The sequence below is a fragment of the Mesorhizobium sp. M0778 genome (genome assembly GCF_040320105.1).
Lineage (GTDB): Bacteria > Pseudomonadota > Alphaproteobacteria > Rhizobiales > Rhizobiaceae > Mesorhizobium.
Genome location: NZ_JAMYPA010000013.1, coordinates 43178 through 62044 on the forward strand (window position 1 = coordinate 43178; position 18867 = coordinate 62044).

Annotated in this window: 19 protein-coding genes; 7 read left to right on the forward strand and 12 right to left on the reverse strand. The window is 63.0% G+C overall.

The annotated features are described in order from the left end of the window. Positions 1–263 precede the first annotated feature (263 nt). The 9 genes from NKI22_RS18970 to NKI22_RS19010 form a co-directional block, all read right to left on the reverse strand. Entirely contained in the window at positions 264–413 is a 150-nt protein-coding gene (locus NKI22_RS18970; RefSeq protein ID WP_023677295.1) for a hypothetical protein, read from the reverse strand. Positions 414–416: 3 nt separating this feature from the next. Continuing rightward, a complete protein-coding gene (locus NKI22_RS18975; protein WP_352816502.1) occupies positions 417–746 on the reverse strand; it encodes a DUF2934 domain-containing protein in 330 nt (109 codons plus the stop codon). 149 nt (positions 747–895) lie between these two features. Then, on the reverse strand, positions 896–1525 hold the full coding sequence (locus NKI22_RS18980) for a BA14K family protein (RefSeq protein WP_023722374.1): 630 nt from the start codon (positions 1523–1525) through the stop codon (positions 896–898). Between the two features lie 174 nt (positions 1526–1699). Further along, entirely contained in the window at positions 1700–2461 is a 762-nt protein-coding gene (locus NKI22_RS18985; protein ID WP_023722373.1) for an ABC transporter ATP-binding protein, read from the reverse strand. A gap of 32 nt (positions 2462–2493) precedes the next feature. Beyond that, positions 2494–3492, reverse strand: coding sequence for an ABC transporter substrate-binding protein (locus NKI22_RS18990; protein WP_023722372.1), 999 nt, complete (start codon positions 3490–3492; stop codon positions 2494–2496). Positions 3493–3552: 60 nt separating this feature from the next. After that, positions 3553–4401 (reverse strand): ABC transporter permease, encoded by an 849-nt coding sequence (locus tag NKI22_RS18995; RefSeq protein WP_023722371.1) that lies wholly within the window; start codon positions 4399–4401, stop codon positions 3553–3555. Between the two features lie 40 nt (positions 4402–4441). Continuing rightward, the gene (locus NKI22_RS19000) at positions 4442–5806 is read right to left on the reverse strand and encodes an LLM class flavin-dependent oxidoreductase (RefSeq protein ID WP_352481683.1); all 1365 of its coding nucleotides are present in this window, start codon (positions 5804–5806) and stop codon (positions 4442–4444) included. Between the two features lie 52 nt (positions 5807–5858). Next, on the reverse strand, positions 5859–6416 hold the full coding sequence (gene msuE, locus NKI22_RS19005) for an FMN reductase (protein ID WP_023722369.1): 558 nt from the start codon (positions 6414–6416) through the stop codon (positions 5859–5861). 734 nt (positions 6417–7150) lie between these two features. Then, positions 7151–8443, reverse strand: coding sequence for an Nramp family divalent metal transporter (locus NKI22_RS19010; RefSeq protein WP_023722368.1), 1293 nt, complete (start codon positions 8441–8443; stop codon positions 7151–7153). A gap of 236 nt (positions 8444–8679) precedes the next feature. Here NKI22_RS19010 and NKI22_RS19015 point away from each other — a divergent pair, with 236 nt between their 5' ends. Continuing rightward, complete coding sequence (locus NKI22_RS19015; RefSeq protein WP_023722367.1) at positions 8680–8985, forward strand: hypothetical protein; 306 nt, start codon at positions 8680–8682, stop codon at positions 8983–8985. 324 nt (positions 8986–9309) lie between these two features. Continuing rightward, positions 9310–11565, forward strand: coding sequence for an alpha/beta fold hydrolase (locus NKI22_RS19020; protein ID WP_352494423.1), 2256 nt, complete (start codon positions 9310–9312; stop codon positions 11563–11565). Positions 11566–11684: 119 nt separating this feature from the next. Here NKI22_RS19020 and NKI22_RS19025 read toward each other — a convergent pair whose 3' ends face one another. Further along, on the reverse strand, positions 11685–12539 hold the full coding sequence (locus tag NKI22_RS19025) for an aldo/keto reductase (RefSeq protein ID WP_031195088.1): 855 nt from the start codon (positions 12537–12539) through the stop codon (positions 11685–11687). Positions 12540–12768: 229 nt separating this feature from the next. On the opposite strand from NKI22_RS19025, the gene NKI22_RS19030 reads away from it, so the two are divergent. From NKI22_RS19030 to NKI22_RS19045, 4 genes are all read left to right on the forward strand, one after another. After that, positions 12769–13404: an ankyrin repeat domain-containing protein gene (locus NKI22_RS19030; RefSeq protein WP_031195087.1), complete on the forward strand. Its 636-nt coding sequence runs from the start codon at positions 12769–12771 to the stop codon at positions 13402–13404. Between the two features lie 147 nt (positions 13405–13551). Continuing rightward, a complete protein-coding gene (locus NKI22_RS19035) occupies positions 13552–13941 on the forward strand; it encodes an ArsR/SmtB family transcription factor (RefSeq protein ID WP_023722360.1) in 390 nt (129 codons plus the stop codon). Then, positions 13938–14471: an SRPBCC family protein gene (locus tag NKI22_RS19040; RefSeq protein WP_352592691.1), complete on the forward strand. Its 534-nt coding sequence runs from the start codon at positions 13938–13940 to the stop codon at positions 14469–14471. Before NKI22_RS19035 ends, NKI22_RS19040 begins: the two co-directional genes overlap by 4 nt. A gap of 101 nt (positions 14472–14572) precedes the next feature. Next, positions 14573–15148: a dihydrofolate reductase family protein gene (locus NKI22_RS19045; protein WP_292662105.1), complete on the forward strand. Its 576-nt coding sequence runs from the start codon at positions 14573–14575 to the stop codon at positions 15146–15148. Positions 15149–15257: 109 nt separating this feature from the next. Here the strand turns inward: NKI22_RS19045 and NKI22_RS19050 are convergent, their stop codons facing one another. Next, positions 15258–16058 carry a class I SAM-dependent methyltransferase gene (locus NKI22_RS19050; RefSeq protein WP_352816513.1) on the reverse strand — a complete coding sequence of 267 codons (801 nt, stop codon included), beginning with the start codon at positions 16056–16058 and terminating at the stop codon, positions 15258–15260. A gap of 166 nt (positions 16059–16224) precedes the next feature. Continuing rightward, on the reverse strand, positions 16225–17208 hold the full coding sequence (locus tag NKI22_RS19055) for a DUF930 domain-containing protein (RefSeq protein ID WP_352851131.1): 984 nt from the start codon (positions 17206–17208) through the stop codon (positions 16225–16227). A gap of 202 nt (positions 17209–17410) precedes the next feature. On the opposite strand from NKI22_RS19055, the gene NKI22_RS19060 reads away from it, so the two are divergent. Continuing rightward, positions 17411–18844 carry a coiled-coil domain-containing protein gene (locus tag NKI22_RS19060; protein ID WP_352481675.1) on the forward strand — a complete coding sequence of 478 codons (1434 nt, stop codon included), beginning with the start codon at positions 17411–17413 and terminating at the stop codon, positions 18842–18844. Positions 18845–18867: the final 23 nt, after the last annotated feature.

The window sequence follows — 18867 nt, forward strand, 5'->3', positions numbered from 1 at the left end:
TGAGAGCTCGGCGGCGCTGGGTTCATCCAATGGGCGGGTAGCCCTCCACCGACGATGTATCGCTCGCCTCCACGTAGCTGCTGTCATCGGTGATGTCGAGATAGGGCGAGATGCAGGGGCGCTGTTGTCCGCTGTAGGAGGTGTAGTAGTGTCGTCCCTTGGCCTGTAGCAGCGGTAATGGCTTCGCGACGGCTCGTGAGGGCTGGAATTCAGGTTCCGCCAGGCATGCCGCGCGACTGCCTGGCAAGCGACGGCACGCCGCCTCAATGCCTCTTGAAATACTGCACCTCGCGTTCGTGCTTCTCGGCGGCCTCGCGGGTATCGAAGGTGCCGAGATTGCGGCGCTTGCCGGTCTTTTCGTCCTTCTTGCGCGAATAGAGGCGGTATTTTCCGTCTTTGAGTTTTCTGATCATCTGTCACTTCCCGAGCCGCTGCTTCCCCTTGAGGTTGCGCGCGGCTTGTTCGATAGCCGCCCGGTCGTTGCCCAGCCTGTCGATCAGCTCCTGCGCCTGTTCGCCCGATATGCCGGTGCGCACCGCCAGGGCCTCCACCGTCAAGACGTCGGAGCTCGCGAACTCGCGGGTTTCCGGCAGGGCATCGCCTGCCGTCAGCGGCAGGGCTGCCTCCCTGTCGATCTCGGCCTCGGCCCGGTGCCAGTGCCGCTCGGGATCGCCATGGATCCCGCCTTCGCGTTCCCAGATCTGGTATGCGCGCTCACGAATCTTGTCGTCCCGTTCGTCGCCCATCTTAATTCCTCCTTTGCCTGTCGGATGAACGCCGCGCCGATCCGAACGATCCAAAAAAATTTGCGTGATCGTTGGTTAGCCGCTCGAGGGTGGGATCGCACAAGACACCATGCCCTTCGGTCCGCTAGCCCGCCATCCGGCGCGCCAGCCTACTCGCACTGCCGACGTGGCCCGCCGGAATACGGTTGATAGCTGTTGTCCTCCGGCCGGTACGAGCGGTAGCGGCTGAAGCAGTATTGGACGTGGTCGGATGAGAACTCGGCGCCGCCGGGTTCATCCGGTGGCGGGTAGCCCTCCACTGACGACGTATCGCTCGCCTCGACGTAGCTGCCGTCATCGGCGGCGTCGAGATAGGGCGATATGCAGGGGCGCTGTTGGCCGCTGTAGGATGTGTAGCGGTTGTCGCCTGGCCTGTAGGAGCGGTAGCGGCTGGCGCACCATTCGACATGGGCGGCGGGCAGCGTCTGCTGCTCTTCCACCGCCGGCTTGATGGAGCCGGTGGTGTCGGGTGTCGAAGCTGCGGCGGTGTCGGCGGGTTTCGAGCTGCGATCAACTTCCGAGGTGCGAACGGGAACCGGGCGGGCCGGGAGGCGCTCGAGGCGCTGCGAGGCCGGGTTTACCGGGCGCGGATCCTTGGCCCACAGTTCGGCGACGCTGGAGACCGGGGCGGGCGGCCGCACCGGCTTGGCTATCAATAGCCAGGTGGCGAATGCGAGGCCGCTGGCGAATACGGCGAGCGTCAGGACGAAGCCGCCAAAGATTGCGAACAAAGCTTTCATGCCGCGCTCCTTCGCCTCCCGGTTAAGGAAATGCGGGGGCGGGGAATCCGGTTCCAGGAAAGAGCGCGGGGGGAGAGGATTTCAAAAAAGGAAGACCCCTCTCCGTCTCGGCTTCGCCGAGCCACCTCTCCCCGCTTTGCGGGGCGAGGAACCCAAGATCGCGTAGGGGGCCTTTCAGTGCAGGCCGAATTCGCGCAGCAGTTCTTCGCGGTAGCGTACGAAGCGGCTTTCGCTGCGCTCGCGCGGGCGGGGCAGGTCGATGTCGATCAGCCGCGCCGCGCCGCCTTTCTCCTTGGGCAGGATCAGCACCCTGTCGGCCAGGTAGATCGCTTCCTCGAGGTCGTGCGTCACCATCACCATGGTGACGTTCTCCTCGCTCCAAATGCGCGCCAGTTCCTCCTGCATGCCGATCTTGGTCATCGCGTCAAGCGCGCCCAGCGGCTCGTCGAGCAGCAGGATTTCGGGCTGCACGGTCAAGGCGCGGGCGATGCCGACGCGCTGCGCCATGCCGCCCGACAGCTGCCTCGGGAAAGCATCGCCGAATTCGGCGAGGCCGACGAGCGCGATATAGAAGCGCGCCCGTTCCTCGGCCTCGGCCTTCGGCACGCCGCGCACTTCGAGGCCGAAGGCGACATTGCCGAGCACGGTCAGCCAGGGCAGCAGGCGCGGTTCCTGGAAGATCACCGCGCGCTCGGCGCCGACGCCGTGCACCGGCTTGCCATCGATGGCGACGCCGCCGCTGTCGGCGGCCTCCAGCCCGGCAAGAATGCGCAGCAGCGTGGTCTTGCCAGATCCGCTGGCGCCGACGATGACCAGGCATTCGCCCGAGCGGATGTCGAGGTTGAGGGTCCTCAGCACGGCAAGCGAGCGCCCGCCGATGCTGAACGATTTGGACAGGTCGCGTATGCTGACCTCACCGCCGCTTGTGCTGCTCATCGCGCTCGTCTCCCAGCTGCCGGTTGGCCTTGTCAGTTGGTCTTGGTTTCGCCGGGCCGGTAGAGGATGTCTGTTGCCTTCAGCTTACCCTTTGGCAGGCGACCGTCGCGCTCGAGCACGCTGACCCAGAAGTCGATGTCGCGGTCCGTCGCCTTGGCCCCCTGGCGCAGCCCGAAGCCGGTCCAGTAGCGCGCCAGCTCGCCGTTTTCGCCGCGCTTGTCGAGGATTGTCGCGAGCACCTTGCGCGCTTCGTCGGGGTTCTGCAGCGACCAGTCGGAGGCGCGCGCCGATTGCTCGACGAAATTGCGGGCGGCGTCGGGATGCGCGGCGATGAAGTCGCGCCTGAGCACGACGAAGCCGCCGGCCAGTTCGCCCAGCACGTCGGTGTCGTTGAACACGCCACGCACGCCGCCATTGTCGACCAGCGCGCCGGCAAAGGTCGCCTGCCAGTAGCCGAGCGCCGCGATGTCGACCTGGCGGGAGCGCAAGGTCTGTTCGAGTTGCGGTCCGGGCACGACGACGAGATTGGCGGCGTCCGGCGACAGGCCGACGCTGTGCAGCGCCTCGCGCACGGTGTAGTCGAGATGGGCGCCGAGCGTGTTGACGGCGATTGTCTTGCCGGCAATGTCGGCGATCGATTTGATCGGGCTGTCGTCGAGCACGTAGAAGACGCTTCGCACCTTGCCGTTGATGCCGTTGCTCGGATAGGCGGCGACGAAGTCGTTGCCGCCGGAGATCGAATTGATCACGGCGGCGGTTGCGGCCGAGCCGATATCGACGCTCCCGGAGGCCAGCGCAAACAGCGATTCCGGGCCGCCGCCGGAATAGCCGACATTCTCGACCTCGATACCGAGGCCTTTGAAATAGCCGAGCTCGCCGGCAAGCTCATGCGGAGAGATGCTGCCGCGGCTGGCGAGGGAGCGGAACTTGACGGGTGCCGCTTCGGCAAAGGCGAGGCGCGGCAGGCCGGCGGCGAGAAGGCCGGCGGCAAAGGGCGCGCCGGCAAGCAGGGAACGGCGAGTGATTTTCATGGTCCGGTCTTCCTTGGTTCTGGCCTGGCTTGGCCTGGTTGGGAGATGGCGAAGGGGTGGTCAGTCGACGGCATTGCTCCAGCGGCAGAGCCGCCGCTGCAGGCTGACCAGCGCCTGGTTGGCGATCAGGCCGAGGCCGGCGAGGATGACGATTGCCGCAAACATCAGCGGGATCTGGAAATTGTACTGCGCGTTCATCACCTGGAAGCCGATGCCCTTATTGGCGCCGATCATTTCGGAGGCGATCAACAGCAGCAGCGCCGTGGTGGCGCTGAGCCTCAGCCCAACGAAGATCGAGGGCACGGCACCGGGCAGCACGACGCGGCGGAAGACGGTGAGCTGCCTGGCGCCATAGACGCGGGCCATCTCCAGCAGTTTCGGATCGACCTGCTTGACGCCGCCGATGGTGTTGAGCAGCAGCGGGAACAGCGTCGCCCAGAAGATGACGAACACCTTGGAGGCTTCGCCGAGCCCAAGCAGCAGGATGAATACGGGATAGAGCGCCAGCGCCGAGGTCTGGCGGAAGACCTGCAGGATGGGATCGAGCGCGGTCTCGACCGCGCGCACCTGGCCCATGAACAGGCCAAGCGGGATGGCGACCAGCACGGCGGCCGCGAAGGCGAGACCGGCGCGCTGCAGGCTGATGGCGATGTCACCGAGCAGAGTGCCGCCGGCCAACCCCTTCCAAAGTGCCGCGACAATCATGTCGATCGGCGGCAGCACGGCCGTGTTGACCCACCCGGCGCTGCTCGACACTTGCCAGATTGCGAGGAAAGCGATGAGGGCGCCGTAGCGCGACAGGAAGCGGATGCCTGCCCGGCCGCCGAGGCGCAGGAAGTCCGTGCCCAGGCTTGTCGTGCCGTCACGCGTGCCGAGGCTGGCGGCCTGTTCGATGTGCTGCAAGGTCATCGTCTTGCCTCTCGCTTCGAGGGTAGTGGGCTTCTCGGGATTATTCGGCGGCCAGCACGGCCGAGCGGGCGGCGGTCCACGGGTTTTCAGGCCGCCTGAGGCCGAGGTTCTCGCGCAGCGTCCTGCCTTCATAGGCGGTGCGGAACAGGCCGCGGCGCTGCAGTTCGGGGATCACCAGCTCGACGAAGTCGTCGAGCCCGCCGGGCAGCCAGGGCGGCAGGATGTTGAAGCCGTCGGCGGCTTCGTTGCCGAACCATTCCTCCAACTGGTCGGCGACCTGCACTGCGCTGCCGATGACGGTGTAATGGCCGCGGGCCGTCGCCACCCATTGGTAGAGCTGGCGGATGGTGAAGTTGTGCTCGTCGGCAATCTGGCGGATCAGCGCCTGGCGGCTCTTCATGCCTTCGGTTTCCTTGCTCGGCGGCAGCGGGCCGTCGAGCGGATAGCCCCTGATGTCGAGCGTCTGGCCTGCCAGCCCGTTGAGCAGGGCGACGCCGTCTTCGGGCAGGATGAGATCGTTCAGCTGCTGGTATTTGGCGCGCGCTTCTTCTTCGGTACGGCCGACGAAGGGTGCTACGCCGGGCATGATCAGCACCTGCTCGGGATCGCGGCCGACGGCCGCCACGCGGGCCTTGATGTCGCGGTAGAATTCCTGCGCCGACGCCAGGTTCTGATGGGCGGTGAAGATGACTTCCGCCGAGTGGGCGGCGAGCTTGCGGCCGTCCTCCGATTGCCCCGCCTGCACCACCACCGGGTGCCCCTGCACAGGGCGCGGCACGTTGAGCGGACCCTTGACGCTGAAATGCGCGCCCTTGTGGTCGATGTCGTGGAGCTTGTCCTTGTCGTAGAAGCGCCCCGATTTCTTGTCGCGGATGAAGGCATCGTCCTCCCAGCTGTCCCACAGCGCCTTGACCGTCTCGACATGCTCATGCGCGCGGGTATAGCGCTCGGCGTGGGCAGGCTGGGTATCACGATTGAAATTGCGCGCGGTTTCGTCGCCGGCCGAGGTGACGACGTTCCAGCCGGCGCGGCCATTCGACAGATGATCGAGCGAGGCGAATTTGCGGGCGAGCGTGTAGGGCTCCTCGTAGGTGGTCGAGGCGGTGGCGATGAAGCCGAGATGCGTGGTGAGCGGCGCCAGCGCTGCAAACAGCGTCACTGGCTCGAAGCCGGCGATCTTGGCATTGCCGCCTTCGCGGGCGCCGAGCCCGACCGTCAGATTGTCGGCGAGGAAATAGGCGTCGAACAGGCCGCGCTCGGCGGTCAGGGCAAGCTGCTTGTGGAACTCGAAATTGGTGGCACCGTCGGCCGGCGCCTCGGGGTGACGCCAGGCGGCGATATGCTGTCCGCCGCCGGGCAGGAAAGCGCCCAGTTTGATCTGCCTGGATTTCTTGGATCTGGTCATCGCGGCGTGCTCCTGGATTGGTCGGGGAGGGGATCTCGGGTCAGTAGTGCGTTCAGGCGGCAAGGCCGACGCGATAGGGCACTCCGGTTACCCGGCATGCCTCGGCGACCGCCTGCCGGGCGCGGGCATGGATCGCGTCCGACACCAGCACGCCATTGGCAAAGTCCTTGTCGGAGGCGTAGATCGCGGTCGGCACGGTCAGCGCCTCGAAGAAGCCGAACAGCGGCCGCAGCTGGTGCTCGACGATCAGCGAATGGCGCTCGCCGCCGCCGGTCGCGGCGAGGATGACGGGCTTGCCCCTCAGCGATGACGGATCGAGCAGGTCGAAGAAATGCTTGAAAAGCCCGGTATAGCTGCCTTTGAAAGTCGGCGAGCCGGCCACCAGGATGTCGGCGCCTAGCAGCCGTTCGACGATGTTGCGCGCCGCCGGGTCGAGGTCGCCGAGGCGCCTCGCCTGCGGCAGGGACGCGCCGAGATCCTCGATGTCGAAGACGGCCGAGGCCGCGCCAATGCTTTCGGCGGCCTGTCCGACAATGTGGCTGACGAACGCCTTGGTCTTCGATGGCCGGGTCAAATTGCCCGACAGCCCCACCACGAGCTTTTTCGACATTCCTGGCTCCCTCTCAAGCGCTCTATTTTAAGATCTTGGGTCTAGCGATCTATTTAAGTCTAGAGATTTTGTAGAATTAAAAGAGCGAGAAAATTTCAAAAGCAGGGCGATGAGCGAACTGAGTTTGCTGCACATCGCCCGCAATTGGTTCATTCAACGCGCCGTACCGCGCTGAAAGATCGCTGCAGCGCCTGCAGCCGCGATAGCGTAGCGCGTCGGACAGAGCGCATGAACAGCCGGCCGGACATATCAGGCAAGTCGCCCTCGGGCGCTCCGGCGCGACGTCGGGGAACCATGTCCTGATGCCACGATCCTGGATGGCCTGGCGGCCCTCGGAGAGGACGCGGCGCGGGCACAGGCCAAGGTGCTGGCGTGGGGTCCGCGGCATGTGGTGAGTCAGGCCAATTTGATTCAAATCCGGCTGTGGATATTTGCTTTTGGGTAAATCGAGGCGGTCATCTTGCCGGCCGGCGGGCAACAAGGAGAAGCCTATGACAAGCGACTTTGCCGCCGCACACCTCCACCTCGAACGAGCCTGCCATTATTTGAGCGGCGAGGACGAGACGAGCCGCACGGCTCGTGCGGCTCTGGATCTCCTGATCGATGCAATTGTCGCGGCACAATACAAGCGGCCCACGGGCGACGTTGTGGAATTTCCAAGACCGGCAAAGTTGGGACAATCCGCAAGCGGGAACGGGTAATCCAACCGGCGGCATCCCTTTGCTTCCGCCTGATCACATGAACCAGGTTGCCACCAGGCCGATCGTCGCCGAGAAAATAGCGGCGGTCGTTGCCCAACCGAGTATGTTGGTGCTGCGGCTGTTCACCTGGTCGCCCATGATCCTGCGGTTGTTCGTCATCAGCATGATGAGCAGCAGCAAGGGCGGCGTCGAGAAGCCTTGAACGATGCCGGACCAGACCAGCGCCTTCATCGGATTGAAGCCAAGGAAGTTGAGGCCGGCGGCGATCGCGGTAAAAAATCCGATGGCGAGATAAAATTTGGGCGCCTCTCGAGCCCGGGCGTGCAGGCTGTTTTTCCAGCCGATGGCTTGCGCCACATCATAGGCAGCGCCGGTGGTCATGACAGGAACCGCGAGGAAACCGACGCCAATCACGCCTGCGGCGAACAGAACGCTTGCGGCCTGGCCGGCGAGCGGCCGCAGCGCCTCCGCCGCCTGCGCGGCCGTGTCGATATCGTGGTGGCCCGCCTTGTAGAGCGTAGCACCCGTCGACAGGATGATGAAATACATGATGAGATTTGAAAACATCATGCCGATGAGGATGTCCCGGCGAGAGCGACGGAGTTCGCTGTCGGTGGCGCCCTTCCTTTCCCTGAGCGTTGTCCGCCCCTGGGCAATCTCCTCCTCGACCTCCTCATTGGACTGCCACGTGTAGAGATAGGCGGACAGCGTCGTGCCGATGATGGCGACCAGGATCGACAGGAACTCACGGTTGAATTCGATCCTGGGGAGCAGCGTCCCGCGCAGCACCGCCGCGGCGTCCGGCTTGGCCAGAATGGCGGCACCGACATAGGCGAGCAGCGCCAGCGCCAGCCAGCGAAAGATGTTGCGGATCAAAGTATAGGAGCCGAAGACCTGGAGGGCGAAGATGAGGGCGGCGACGAACAGCACGATCAGCGGAATGGGAAGCGGCACGAATATGTTGATCGCCGCGGCCATTCCACCGAGATCCGCCGCTGCCTCGATGGTGTTGCCGACGAGCACACCCAAAAGCACCGACCAGAGCAGCCACCGCGGGTAAAAGTCCTTGATGACGTGGAACAATCCGCGCCCCGATACCTGGCCGAGCTTCGACGACAGGTAGACGACCGCGTACATCATCGGCAACGTCACCGGAGCCGTCCAAAGCAGGTCGGGTCCGAAACGGGCGCCGGCGCTGGCATAGGTGCCTATCGCGGAACAATCGTCGTCGGCCGCCCCTGTTATCAGGCCGAGGCCGAGCGCGCGGCCTATGCCGCCTTTACCCTCCTCCGGTGGGGTGGAACGATCGGAACCGGCCTGCCTCATTGCGATCGGACCGGGTTGGGAACGAAGGGCGCGGCCTGCCATGCAACAATGCTAACGATCGGTCGGCGCGCTGGTCTCATTTTGCTTCCTTCAACAACTTGCCCAAACCCGGCGCGCCATGACTTGTTCCTCGACGACGGGGCAGGGATTTTGCCTCAGGCAAAAAAGTTCGGGTTGACCGCTTCCGAACGCGAAGCGACTATCCGCGCGAGGCGAAGATCGCAGGAGGAAGTGCAATGGACGAGCCCGATCAGTGGCGCCACATGTCGAGCGCGCCAAGGGACGGCAGCAGAATCCTTGTCACGGTTCGGCCTTCCGAACAGGGGCCGGCCGAGGTCGACATGGCTTACTGGGCCCGCGCCGATCAGTTCGGCAGCGAAGGCTGGCGCGCTTCCGATTCGTCTCCAGGACGCATCGTCGAATATGCCGAACCCGAACTGAAGTGCTGGATGCCGCTGCCGTCGGCCAATCTCAGCAAAGGCTCAATGCCGAGCCCGTGGGAAGGCGAAGATGTGCCGCTGGTGGATGGCTCGGGGATATGAAAGGGCCGAATGCCCAGGACCTCCAAGAGCCGATATCCACGGCCACCCGCATTCGCCAAAAGTGCGCGCAAGCTGACCGCGGCGGTCCGGAAATCGAACCCCTGGATCATTGACGCCCGGCGGGCCCGCTGGTTCTCAAGATAGCGCGCGAGCGCAATGTCGTGGCGCAGTGGCCCGCCGCGCGGCTGCGGGTCCTGCCTTGAATCATCATGCCAGATGGGCCATTCCGTCGGGGGTAGCACAGCGTCCTCCTGAGATACCAGTCTCCCGACACTTGTCTTCCCTGCGTCGTGAGAAACGCGGTGGAGCCAGCGTGAAGGATTCGTGAAAAACACCAGGCCGGGCGAAATGACGGTTGAAATAGAGGCAAGTACAGGAAAGGATCGCAAAGAAGCTGTGGCTGTGGCGGATCCGATGGCGCACCCTCATCTCTGTCTGTTAGGCGGCTTTGACTTTGCCGGAGGAGCGGTGGCCCCGGTTTTCAGCCGCAAGGCTCGCGCCATGCTGGCTTATCTCGCCCTGCAATCCGGACACTCCCAATCGCGCGAGAAGCTCGCCGCGCTTTTGTGGGGCGGCAACAGCCAAACCCAGGCCCGAATGAACCTTCGACAGGCCCTATCCGCCATAAGGAAAGGAATGGGCGCATCCGATGGCGAAAGGTTTCTGAGCGACGGCGACAGCATTACGCTCAATCTCGACGATCTTGATTTCGACGTCGCGCGGTTCGAGTCGCTGGCCGCCGGCTCCGACCCGGAGCAACTCGAGCAAGCGCTCGTCGTCTATCGTGGCGACCTCCTGGACGGGTTCGGCCTGAAGGAGGAGCCGTTCGAAGATTGGCTCAGAGTGGAGCGCGAGCGATTGAGGGCAATCGCAACCATCGTGCTGGAGAAGCTCGTCGCGCACTATTCGGCAACGAATGATCTTCCATCATGCCTGCGGGCGGCGGTGCGCCTGCTGGCTTTGGAGCCCTTACGGGAGGATATCCACCGAGCCCTGATGCGGACCTATGCCGCCCAGGGCCGCTTTAACCTCGCGCTGAAACAGTATGAGCGCTGCCGTGATGTGCTGCAACTGCAGCTCCGCTTGCAGCCCGAGCCGGAGACCCGGCAACTCTATGATGACCTGCGGACGCGCCGCGTGACGCCGCAAGCCGCTACCCGGATAGCCGCCTCGGTGTCGCCTTCCCAGACACCGCCAACGTCGGCAGCCCGAACAGGTGAGCGGCCGGCGTCCCGGGCCGAGCCGATGCGCCCCGCGACCCACTATGTCAAATCGGCCGGAATCAACATCGCCTATCAGGTAACCGGCGACGGGCCGGTCGACCTGATCTATGTGCCTGGGTGGGTCTCCAATCTCGACCTTGCCTGGTCATCGCCGCGGCTGGCGCATATGCTCCAGCGTCTCGGTTCCTTTGCCCGCCTGATCCGTATGGACAAGCGAGGCACCGGACTGTCCGATCGCAATGTTGGTTTGCCAACGCTGGAAGAGCGGATGGAAGACATGCGAGCGGTGTTGGATGCGGTCGGATCAAAGCGAACGGTTCTGTTCGGCAGCTCCGAAGGGGGGCCTATGTGCATGCTTTTCGCGGCGACCTATCCCGAACGAACAGCGGCTCTCGTGCTCAACGGAACCTATGCCAGCGGCCGATGGTCGCCGGATTATCCATGGGCAAGGACAAGCGAGCAGGTAGAAGAAGATCTGACCGCCGTCGAGAGACAGTGGGGGGAGCCGGCGGACATGAGCAACGCCGCACCCAGCCTGATGAACGACAGTTTCGAGAGAGAATGGTTCGCCGCGTATCTTAGGAATTCAGCCTCACCTGCCGACGCGGTCGCGCTCTGGCGCTGGGGCACTGAAATCGATGTTCGCGCCCTTCTCCCAACCGTTCACGTCCCGACACTGATCGTGCAGACGGCGGGCGACCGCTGGGTAAAACCGGAAGAGGGGCGCTACCTGGCAACGCATATCGAAGGCGCCAGATACATTGAGCTTGCCGGCCGTGATCACGTAATCTGGGGGGAGAATTCCGATCGTTTGGTCGACGAGATCCAGGCTTTTGTCACCGGCTCGCTGCCGGCAACGTCGAGCGAGCGCGTGCTTGTGACGGTGCTGCACATGGAAATCGTCGGGTTGCCGCCGGCTCCCGTCAACGCTGGCGACCGGGCGCGGCGCGATCTGATGCAGCGACACGACGACGAGATACGCAACGAATTGCATCTTGCTAACGGTCAAGAAATCAGCCGCACCGGAAACGGGTTTCTCGCGGTATTTCTGCGACCAACGCGGGCGATCCAATGTGCAATCGCGGTCCGTCGTCGAATGAAGAGGTTAGACCTTCAGGTTCGCGCGGCAGTCCATATTGGCGAATGCGAAAGGCGCGGAGACGACTTCACCGGTGTTGCAATTCAACTGGCATCACATCTGCTCGACGTTGCCGGACCGGGCGAGATCATCGCGTCGCGCACGGTTCGTGATCTCGCGGCCGGTTCCGGCCTGGCTTTTGAAGAGCATGGCGAGATGGAGCTTGTAGGTGTTCCCGGCAGCCTGCAGCTTTTTTCCGTCAGTGAACCGGCTGCCTGAGGTCCCGCTGGGTTGGGATATGAGCCGGAGAGTTCAATAGGCCGGCGGGACAGCGCCCCCCTCTGTCCTGCCGGACATCTCCCCACAAGGGGGGAGATCGGCAGCTTCACTGTCGGCCCTCAGAACAGGAATGCGGCCGTAGCGGGGTTCGGGCCGGAGCGGCCGTCGGGCGAATCCATGCCCCGAATGAGCTCGAGGTCCTTCGCTTCCAGCTCGAAATCGAAGACATCGAAATTGGCGGCGATGCGGTCCTGGTGGATCGACTTTGGAATAACGATCAGCCCTTCCTGAAGATGCCACCTGACGATCGTCTGCGCCAGCGACTTGCCGTGTTTCCTGGCAATGCTTTCAAGCGTCGGATCGTTCAACAGCCGGCCGCTGCCCAGCGGGCTCCAGCTTTCGATGCGGATGTTGTGCCTGTCATGAAATTCGCGTTTGTCACGCTGCTGGAAGCGGGGGTGGAGCTCGATCTGGTTGACGGTCGGCGTGACACCGGTCTCGCCGATGATCCGTTCGAGATGGTCCTGGTTGAAGTTCGAAACGCCGATCGACTTGATCCGGCCTGATTGCCTGAGTTCGACCAGCGTCTTCCAGGCTTCGACATATCTGTCCTGGCTGGGCACCGGCCAGTGGATCAGGAACAGGTCGATCTGCTCGATGCCGAGCTTGCTCATCGTCTCGTCGAAGGCGCGCAAGGCGGCGTCGCGCTGATGCGCGCCGTTGCGCAGTTTCGAGGTGATGAACAACTCGCTTCTCGGCACGCCGGCCGAGCGGATTGCCTGCCCGACACCTTCCTCGTTCTGATAGCCTTCGGCGGTGTCGATCAGTCTGTAGCCGGCCTCGATTCCCCAGCGCACTACCTTGGCGGTGATGGCTGGATCGACCTGCCACACGCCGAGGCCGATTTGCGGAATGGCGGAGCCGTCGTTCAATCTGATCTGTTCAGGTCTATTCAGGGTAATCTGTTCAGGCATGTTCAGGTCCTTCTGCATCGTTCCGCCCGGCGCAGGCTCTATCTAGTCCGGATGGCCGGCAAAGCCAGTCGATATCAGGAGAATGTGAGGAGACGGACGTGAAGCGCTGATCTCGATGTCCGTTCGGGCCGACAGCGTTCCAGCTTTTGACCCATTGGACTCGAGTACAGGAGCCGCCACTATTGCCGATAATGTGGTATTCTGCCGACTATCCGAGGAGGCGACTGCGTTGACCAACAGCTTGGAAGCCGAAGGGGCAAGAGACTGGTCTCACCTGCTGATCGCGGCAGAAAAAGGCGATGCGGAGGCGGTTCGATCGGAATTGGCGGCTGGCGCCGATATCAATCAGTCGGACGACGGCGGCTGGTCTGCACTTCACCTTTCAGCCCTCAATGACCGCACAGCTGTGGTGGAGGCGCTGATCGAAGACCCGGAAATCGACGTGAATTCCAGAAACAAGTGGAAGAGCACGCCCTTGAGTCTTGCGTCGGCCAAGGGACATTACGCGTGTATCTCAGTCCTCGTGAGACACCCCCAAATAGAGATCAACGCGCGAGCTGACTACTACGGCAGAACGGCTCTTATCGAGGCGGCGAAGAACGGGCATCTGGAAGTCGTCAAGTTGCTCGTGCAGAATGGCGCGGAAGTAAATCTGACCGACAAGACGGGGAGAAACAACGCGCTCATCGAGGCGATCAAAGGGCGGCACTACGAGATCGCGGAATACCTGCTGGATTCTGGGAAGGTGAGCTTTATCAACAAGGAGATGAGGCTGAACGCCCTGATCTGGGCTGGCAGCTGCCACAACCCTCAGCTTATCGAAAAGCTGGAAACCGCGATCCACACTTTCTTCGACGGCAAGTAAGAGCCTGCGCTCCACTGCTCCCGAGCGCGCGTCCGCATCCCCTGTCACCTCGACGTCCTCGGTGAGCGCAAACGGCCCGCAGCGCTTCACATAAATTATTCAACCAAACGGTTGACTATCTCAAAGCGCGCGTCTATATTCAACTAAATGGTTGAATTAGAGACACACCAGATGGACGCGGTCTTTCACGCCCTTGGCGACGCCACCCGCCGGCACATGCTTCGCGATCTCGCCGATGGCGAGAAAACGGTAAGCCAGCTGGCGGAACCCTTCGTGATGTCGCTCGCGGCCGCCTCCAAGCACATCAAGGCGCTGGAGAACGCAGGGCTTATTCATCGAGAGGTGAGGGGCCGCACGCATTTGTGCCGACTAGCCCCTGGACCCCTAGCCAGCGCACATCAGTGGCTCGGCTTCTACGAGCGCTTCTGGACCGGTCGTCTCGATGTTCTCGAACGCCTTCTTCGCGAAGAGGACGCACGCAAAGCCCAGGATGAGCCCAGGAAATCGCCCAATCCGAAAGAAGGAGACGAGCAATGAACCAGATGAGAACCATCGGCGCCTATGGCGAGCTGACCGAGCCCGCCACGTTCACCATCCAGCGCCTTTTGCCCGGCCCCATCGAGCGCGTCTGGGCCTATCTCACCGAGAGTGACTTGCGACGGCAATGGATGGCCGCAGGCCAAATGGAAATGAAGGCCGGCAGCTCGTTCGAGTTCGTCTGGCGCAACGACGAGCTGACCGACCCGCCTGGCCAGCGCCCCGCGGGTTTCCCCGAAGAGCATCGGATGGAGGGCCGGATCACCGAACTCGATCCGCCGCGCAAGCTTTCGATCACCTGGGGAAACACCGGCGGCGTCTCCTTCTTGCTGGAGGCGAAGGGTAGCGATGTGCTGCTCACCGTCGTCCATCGGCGGCTGCCGGAACGTGCAATCCAGCTCAACATCACTGCCGGCTGGCACATACACCTCGACCTGCTGGCCGCCCGTCTGGCGGGCAAGACACCGACCTCGTTCTGGGACGGCTGGAGCCGCCTGCGGGAAGAATACGACCGCCGCTTGCCGGCCTGATGTAACTCGCGGCGGCCATCCCTGAGGTCGCCGCCAGCCATACGAAGCAACGATGAACCGATGAAACGTGCTTGCATCCCGCAAGCCTGATGGAGGAAGTCATGCGTAAATTGATCACTGGAATGAAAATTTCCGTGGACGGCAAGATGGAGGGACCCGAGGGATACGCCGATTGGGTCGATGCGTGGTCCGAGGAATACGGCCTGACGCCGCAAATCGATGCCTGCCTCCTTGGCAGCGTCATGTATGCTGGCTACGAGCGCTACTGGAGCGCCATCCAGAACGAGCCCGACAAGCCGCTGCCGATGACCGGCAAATTGCCGAAGCCGGCCGAGCTCGAATGGGCCCGCTTCGCCGCCCAGACGCCGCATTATGTGCTGTCGAACACAATGACTTCGGCGGCCTGGCCAAAGACGCGCTTCGTGCGGAATTTCGAGGATATCGCTGCGCTGAAACAGCAGCCCGGCAAGGACATCTACCTTATGGGCGGCGCCCGAATTACCGCGAGCCTTATCGATGCCGGGCTGGTGGATGAACTCAGGCTGATCGTCTATCCGCTGCTCGCCGGTGAAGGAAAGGCGCTGTTTGGAACGGCGAAGAATCGTCGTGGGCTCGAACTGCGCAAGGTTGAGCAGCTGTCGGACGGCCGCGTCGGGCTGGTCTATGGGATTGGCTAAAGCGCGTCGCGTTCGATCGGCCTCATGCGACGCGCTTTAGGTTCTTTGTTATGCATGTCGTTATCGCAAACCGATACACACTTTTGCGCGACATGCATTAGCGCCAACGTCAGGCAACGACACCGCGGCAGGCCCAGGCGACATTGGCAAAGGACCTCGGGCCGTCGGGCCGGCCGGCCTCATAGGCGTCGCGCATGGCGGCGTCGGTGCGCGCCCGCTCTTCTGGATCGAGCGTGGCCACATACTTGCCGAGCGGCCCTTCGCCGGCGGCAATCGGCGCCCAGTAATCGTCGAAGTTTTGGTAGTCCATGCGGATCATCAGCTCGGTCTCCGTAACGTCGCGGAGACCCTGCTCGACAAAGGTCCGTTTCATTTCGCCCGGCTGCATCATCGGCTGGGTGCAATAGCGGGCGCGCAGCTGGCGTCCGCCTTCACTGAGCACTGCCACCGTGTCGATCATCATGCGCATTCCGGGCATGCCGCCGAGATGGTCCCATACGGTCGCCGCGACCACGCCGCCCGGCCGCACGACGCGTCGCATCTCAGCGACTGCCTTGCCGGTTTCGGGCACGAAATGGAGCACGAGCAGCGCCAGGGCACGGTCGAACGCGCCGTCCTCAAAGGGCAGAGCGCAGGCATCCGCCTGGCGGATTTTTATCCGCGGGTCGGTGTTGCGCCGGATTGCCTCCTCGACGAAAACGGCCGAAAAATCGATCGCGGCGATCTCACGGAGTTCAGCGGCCTTGACGAGCGCGAAGGTCAGGCTGCCGGTGCCACAACCGACGTCGAGGATCTTTTCGCCGTCCTTAAGGCCCGCGAAGTCGATGAACAGCGGCCCGAGCCTTTGGCTCCAGCGACCCATGAGCTGCTCATAGCCGGCAGCATGGTGAACATTGAAACTTGAAGTCATCGAACCCTCCCTTAGCATAAGCTAAACCTCGACACAGCGATTGCCAAGGCGGGCGAGCATTCGTCCCACCGTGAGGCGGCCGCTGGCGAAAGCCACCTTACGGATGCCGGGGCGCGAAGACTTCGCCGGCATCGTGGATTTGATGCGGCCGGCGAGCCGACCTCGATCAGTCTGGGCCACCTATTTGGCGGGCAGTCCGCGGCGCTGGCACTGGATCTCCAACACGGAAGGCGAACGACACGACTTTCGTCGCATCCGGATCGACCTCGCAACGAAAGCTCAGAGCGTACCACTGCCCGCCGGCGCGGAACTCGGTCCTGGAGACTTGCATGATATTGCCGGCCTTCAACCTGAAGGGACGCAAGACGTCAGGAAAGTAGGGGGGCGAAGCATGGCGCAACTGTTCGCGCACTTCCCAGAAGCAGAGCTGACCGATCCGATCGGGGCGCGGCACATTTCTCATGGCGGTTGTCGCGATCGGATCACCGGTTGCTGTTTGCGAGAACAATCTTTTCGCTTCTTCAAGCTTCAGCGGCTTTTGCACCTTGGCCGCTCGCTTGGGCTTAGGCGACGCGGATGCGCCAGGCGGCGGAGCCGGGTCTTTGCCGTCTACCGCAGTCACGTCCGGCGGCTGCGCAAGATCCTGTTTATCGGGATCTTGCGGCGCCGTCGGTTGTTCCGAACCATCCTCCGCACTGTTGCCGTCCAGAGACTTGCGAGGGCCGGCGTCCTTCTCGCCGAATTGGAAGACAGGCTTCTGAGGGCCGGCTTCCGGATGCGCCGGCGTCTCGATCTTTGCTTCCGGCGGCTTTTCGGGCTTGGGCGGTTTCGCAGGAGGCGGAGGTTTGGCTTTCTCCGATGGTTTGGGCGGCGGCACCAGATCCACCCCAATGGCCTGCTCCTTCTGCGGCTGCGGGGGCGACACCGGCAGCGCGGACAACAGAAGCGCCGCGGCGAGCAAATGCAGGACCGCGGAGGCAGGCAAGGCCCACCTGAATACCTGGCGCTGATCCCGTATCTCGTCCGTCATCGTGACCGGTGTGTGGAATGAAATATTGGCGGCATCAAGCACCGATGCCGCCAGACGTCGAAATAACCGGTTCATGTCGAGCTTCGACGGTTTTGCGGCGGCCGAGCAGATGCCGCCCAACGCGTTCGTTGGAACTGTCGCCGTCGCTACGAATCGCGCCATCGGCGACTGCCGCGAGGCGCGTCATTCAAATACACGAGGACAGTGGCCGAGCCTGTCCCTAGCGTGGCGTCGGCCAGAGCGCACGGTCAGGGGTGAACCCGTATTCGGGGGAGGCGAATGTTCGCTCCTTAACGGCGCTGCACGAGAGGGATATTCAGTCATGAATTTCAAAGGTTTGATCAAGCGTGCCGAGACTGTGGAGAGGGCGTTCAAGGAGCTCGAAACCGATTTGGCGGATGCGTTTAGCGAATGTCTCAACGTGGACGATCAGTCGCCGTTGAACGACGTCACTGTCCCGGATGAGACTGTGTCGGATGGGAATCTCGCGGCAATGGATGACAGCTCGCAACTTGAGGCCAATGCGGATGCCTTCGAGACCGCGCGACGGCTGACGCCCCACACGCAAACCCGGCTCGCTGCCTTAAGTGCGGTCGACGGGCTCTTTCACGACGCGCAGGAGTATCTTGGGGAGATCCATGCGAAACTGTCGGAGATCGCGACCTCGCATCATCTGACAGGCGAATTCCTGAAACTCCTCCACGGCGACATTCTTCGCGCCAACGAATTGGAGCTGGCAAATACCAGCTTGACCGCGCAACAAAGAGCACTATCCGAACAGCTCCACGATGCAACCAGAAAGCAGCGCGAGCGCGACAGCGCTATCGAGGCGCTGCAGCAGCACGAGGCGAGCCTGGTCGAGGACAAGGAAGCACTTCGCGGCGCGCTGGCTGCAGCAAGGCTGGAACTCGTCGTGGCAGGCAATGCGAGCGCAAAACGCGAGGCCGAGTTCGGCGAGCTTGTCAAAACGCTCTCGGCCAGAGCGGTCGAGGCCAACAGACGCTCGCGCGAGAACGAGATGCTGCGGGAGAAACATGTCAGCCTGTCGATCGACCTCGACAAGGCGCTGAAACGGGAGGCCGAGGCCCGGCACAGGCTGGACGAACTCTCGACTGTCCACGCCAATGACGCCGCACAGGTTTCGGAACTGCTGGCCGCGCTTGGCAAGAGCGAGAAAGAGGAAATGCGGCTGCAGAAATCGCTCGACATGGCGCAGGCCAAGCTGTCGGAAATGACGGAAGCGGCCCGCATCAGGGACGGGGACAGGGAAGCCGAACTTGCACGCGGTGTCGCGGAGATGACCGGCTTGCGTTCTGAGATCGAGGATCTCCGATCGCGACTGGAAGCCGCCTCGAACCACAACAGCGAAGCCGTCAGCGAGATCGCCAGGCTCAAGGCTCAAGCGAGCGACGCGGTGGCCGAAAAGCAAATCGCCGAGGAAAAATTGTCTGCTCTCATGAAGGAGAGCGAAAGCGACAAGATGAACCTTTCCGCGGTCAGCGCGAATTTTTCGCAGCTTTCCCTGCAGCAGGCATCCGAACAGATACAGTTCGACGTCCAGCGGCAGGAATGCGAGGATCTGCGTGCCGAAGTCGCGTCGCTTCAAGCCCGGGTCAAGGAACTGTTGCCCTATGAGCGGCTCCACAAGGTCACCAACGCCAGACCGCGTGAAGACGGCGTGGTCGAGATCACCGCTGCGGTGGCGGAGAAGGCCCGCGCCAGCAGGCGGCGCCTTCGCCTGCGCGCGGCATCCTAGCGGCTGTCTGAATTTCGACTGGT

Coding starts and splice junctions, on each gene's coding strand:
- msuE (WP_023722369.1), bottom strand. CDS start 6,416: ATGTCGAAAAAGCTCGTGGTGGGGCTGTCGGGCAATTTGACCCGGCCA.
- NKI22_RS18970 (WP_023677295.1), bottom strand. CDS start 413: ATGATCAGAAAACTCAAAGACGGAAAATACCGCCTCTATTCGCGCAAG.
- NKI22_RS18980 (WP_023722374.1), bottom strand. CDS start 1,525: ATGAAAGCTTTGTTCGCAATCTTTGGCGGCTTCGTCCTGACGCTCGCC.
- NKI22_RS19040 (WP_352592691.1), top strand. CDS start 13,938: ATGAACCAGATGAGAACCATCGGCGCCTATGGCGAGCTGACCGAGCCC.
- NKI22_RS19045 (WP_292662105.1), top strand. CDS start 14,573: ATGCGTAAATTGATCACTGGAATGAAAATTTCCGTGGACGGCAAGATG.
- NKI22_RS18995 (WP_023722371.1), bottom strand. CDS start 4,401: ATGACCTTGCAGCACATCGAACAGGCCGCCAGCCTCGGCACGCGTGAC.
- NKI22_RS18985 (WP_023722373.1), bottom strand. CDS start 2,461: ATGAGCAGCACAAGCGGCGGTGAGGTCAGCATACGCGACCTGTCCAAA.
- NKI22_RS19060 (WP_352481675.1), top strand. CDS start 17,411: ATGAATTTCAAAGGTTTGATCAAGCGTGCCGAGACTGTGGAGAGGGCG.
- NKI22_RS18975 (WP_352816502.1), bottom strand. CDS start 746: ATGGGCGACGAACGGGACGACAAGATTCGTGAGCGCGCATACCAGATC.
- NKI22_RS19010 (WP_023722368.1), bottom strand. CDS start 8,443: ATGAGGCAGGCCGGTTCCGATCGTTCCACCCCACCGGAGGAGGGTAAA.
- NKI22_RS19025 (WP_031195088.1), bottom strand. CDS start 12,539: ATGCCTGAACAGATTACCCTGAATAGACCTGAACAGATCAGATTGAAC.
- NKI22_RS19035 (WP_023722360.1), top strand. CDS start 13,552: ATGGTTGAATTAGAGACACACCAGATGGACGCGGTCTTTCACGCCCTT.
- NKI22_RS19000 (WP_352481683.1), bottom strand. CDS start 5,806: ATGACCAGATCCAAGAAATCCAGGCAGATCAAACTGGGCGCTTTCCTG.
- NKI22_RS19015 (WP_023722367.1), top strand. CDS start 8,680: ATGGACGAGCCCGATCAGTGGCGCCACATGTCGAGCGCGCCAAGGGAC.
- NKI22_RS19050 (WP_352816513.1), bottom strand. CDS start 16,058: ATGACTTCAAGTTTCAATGTTCACCATGCTGCCGGCTATGAGCAGCTC.
- NKI22_RS18990 (WP_023722372.1), bottom strand. CDS start 3,492: ATGAAAATCACTCGCCGTTCCCTGCTTGCCGGCGCGCCCTTTGCCGCC.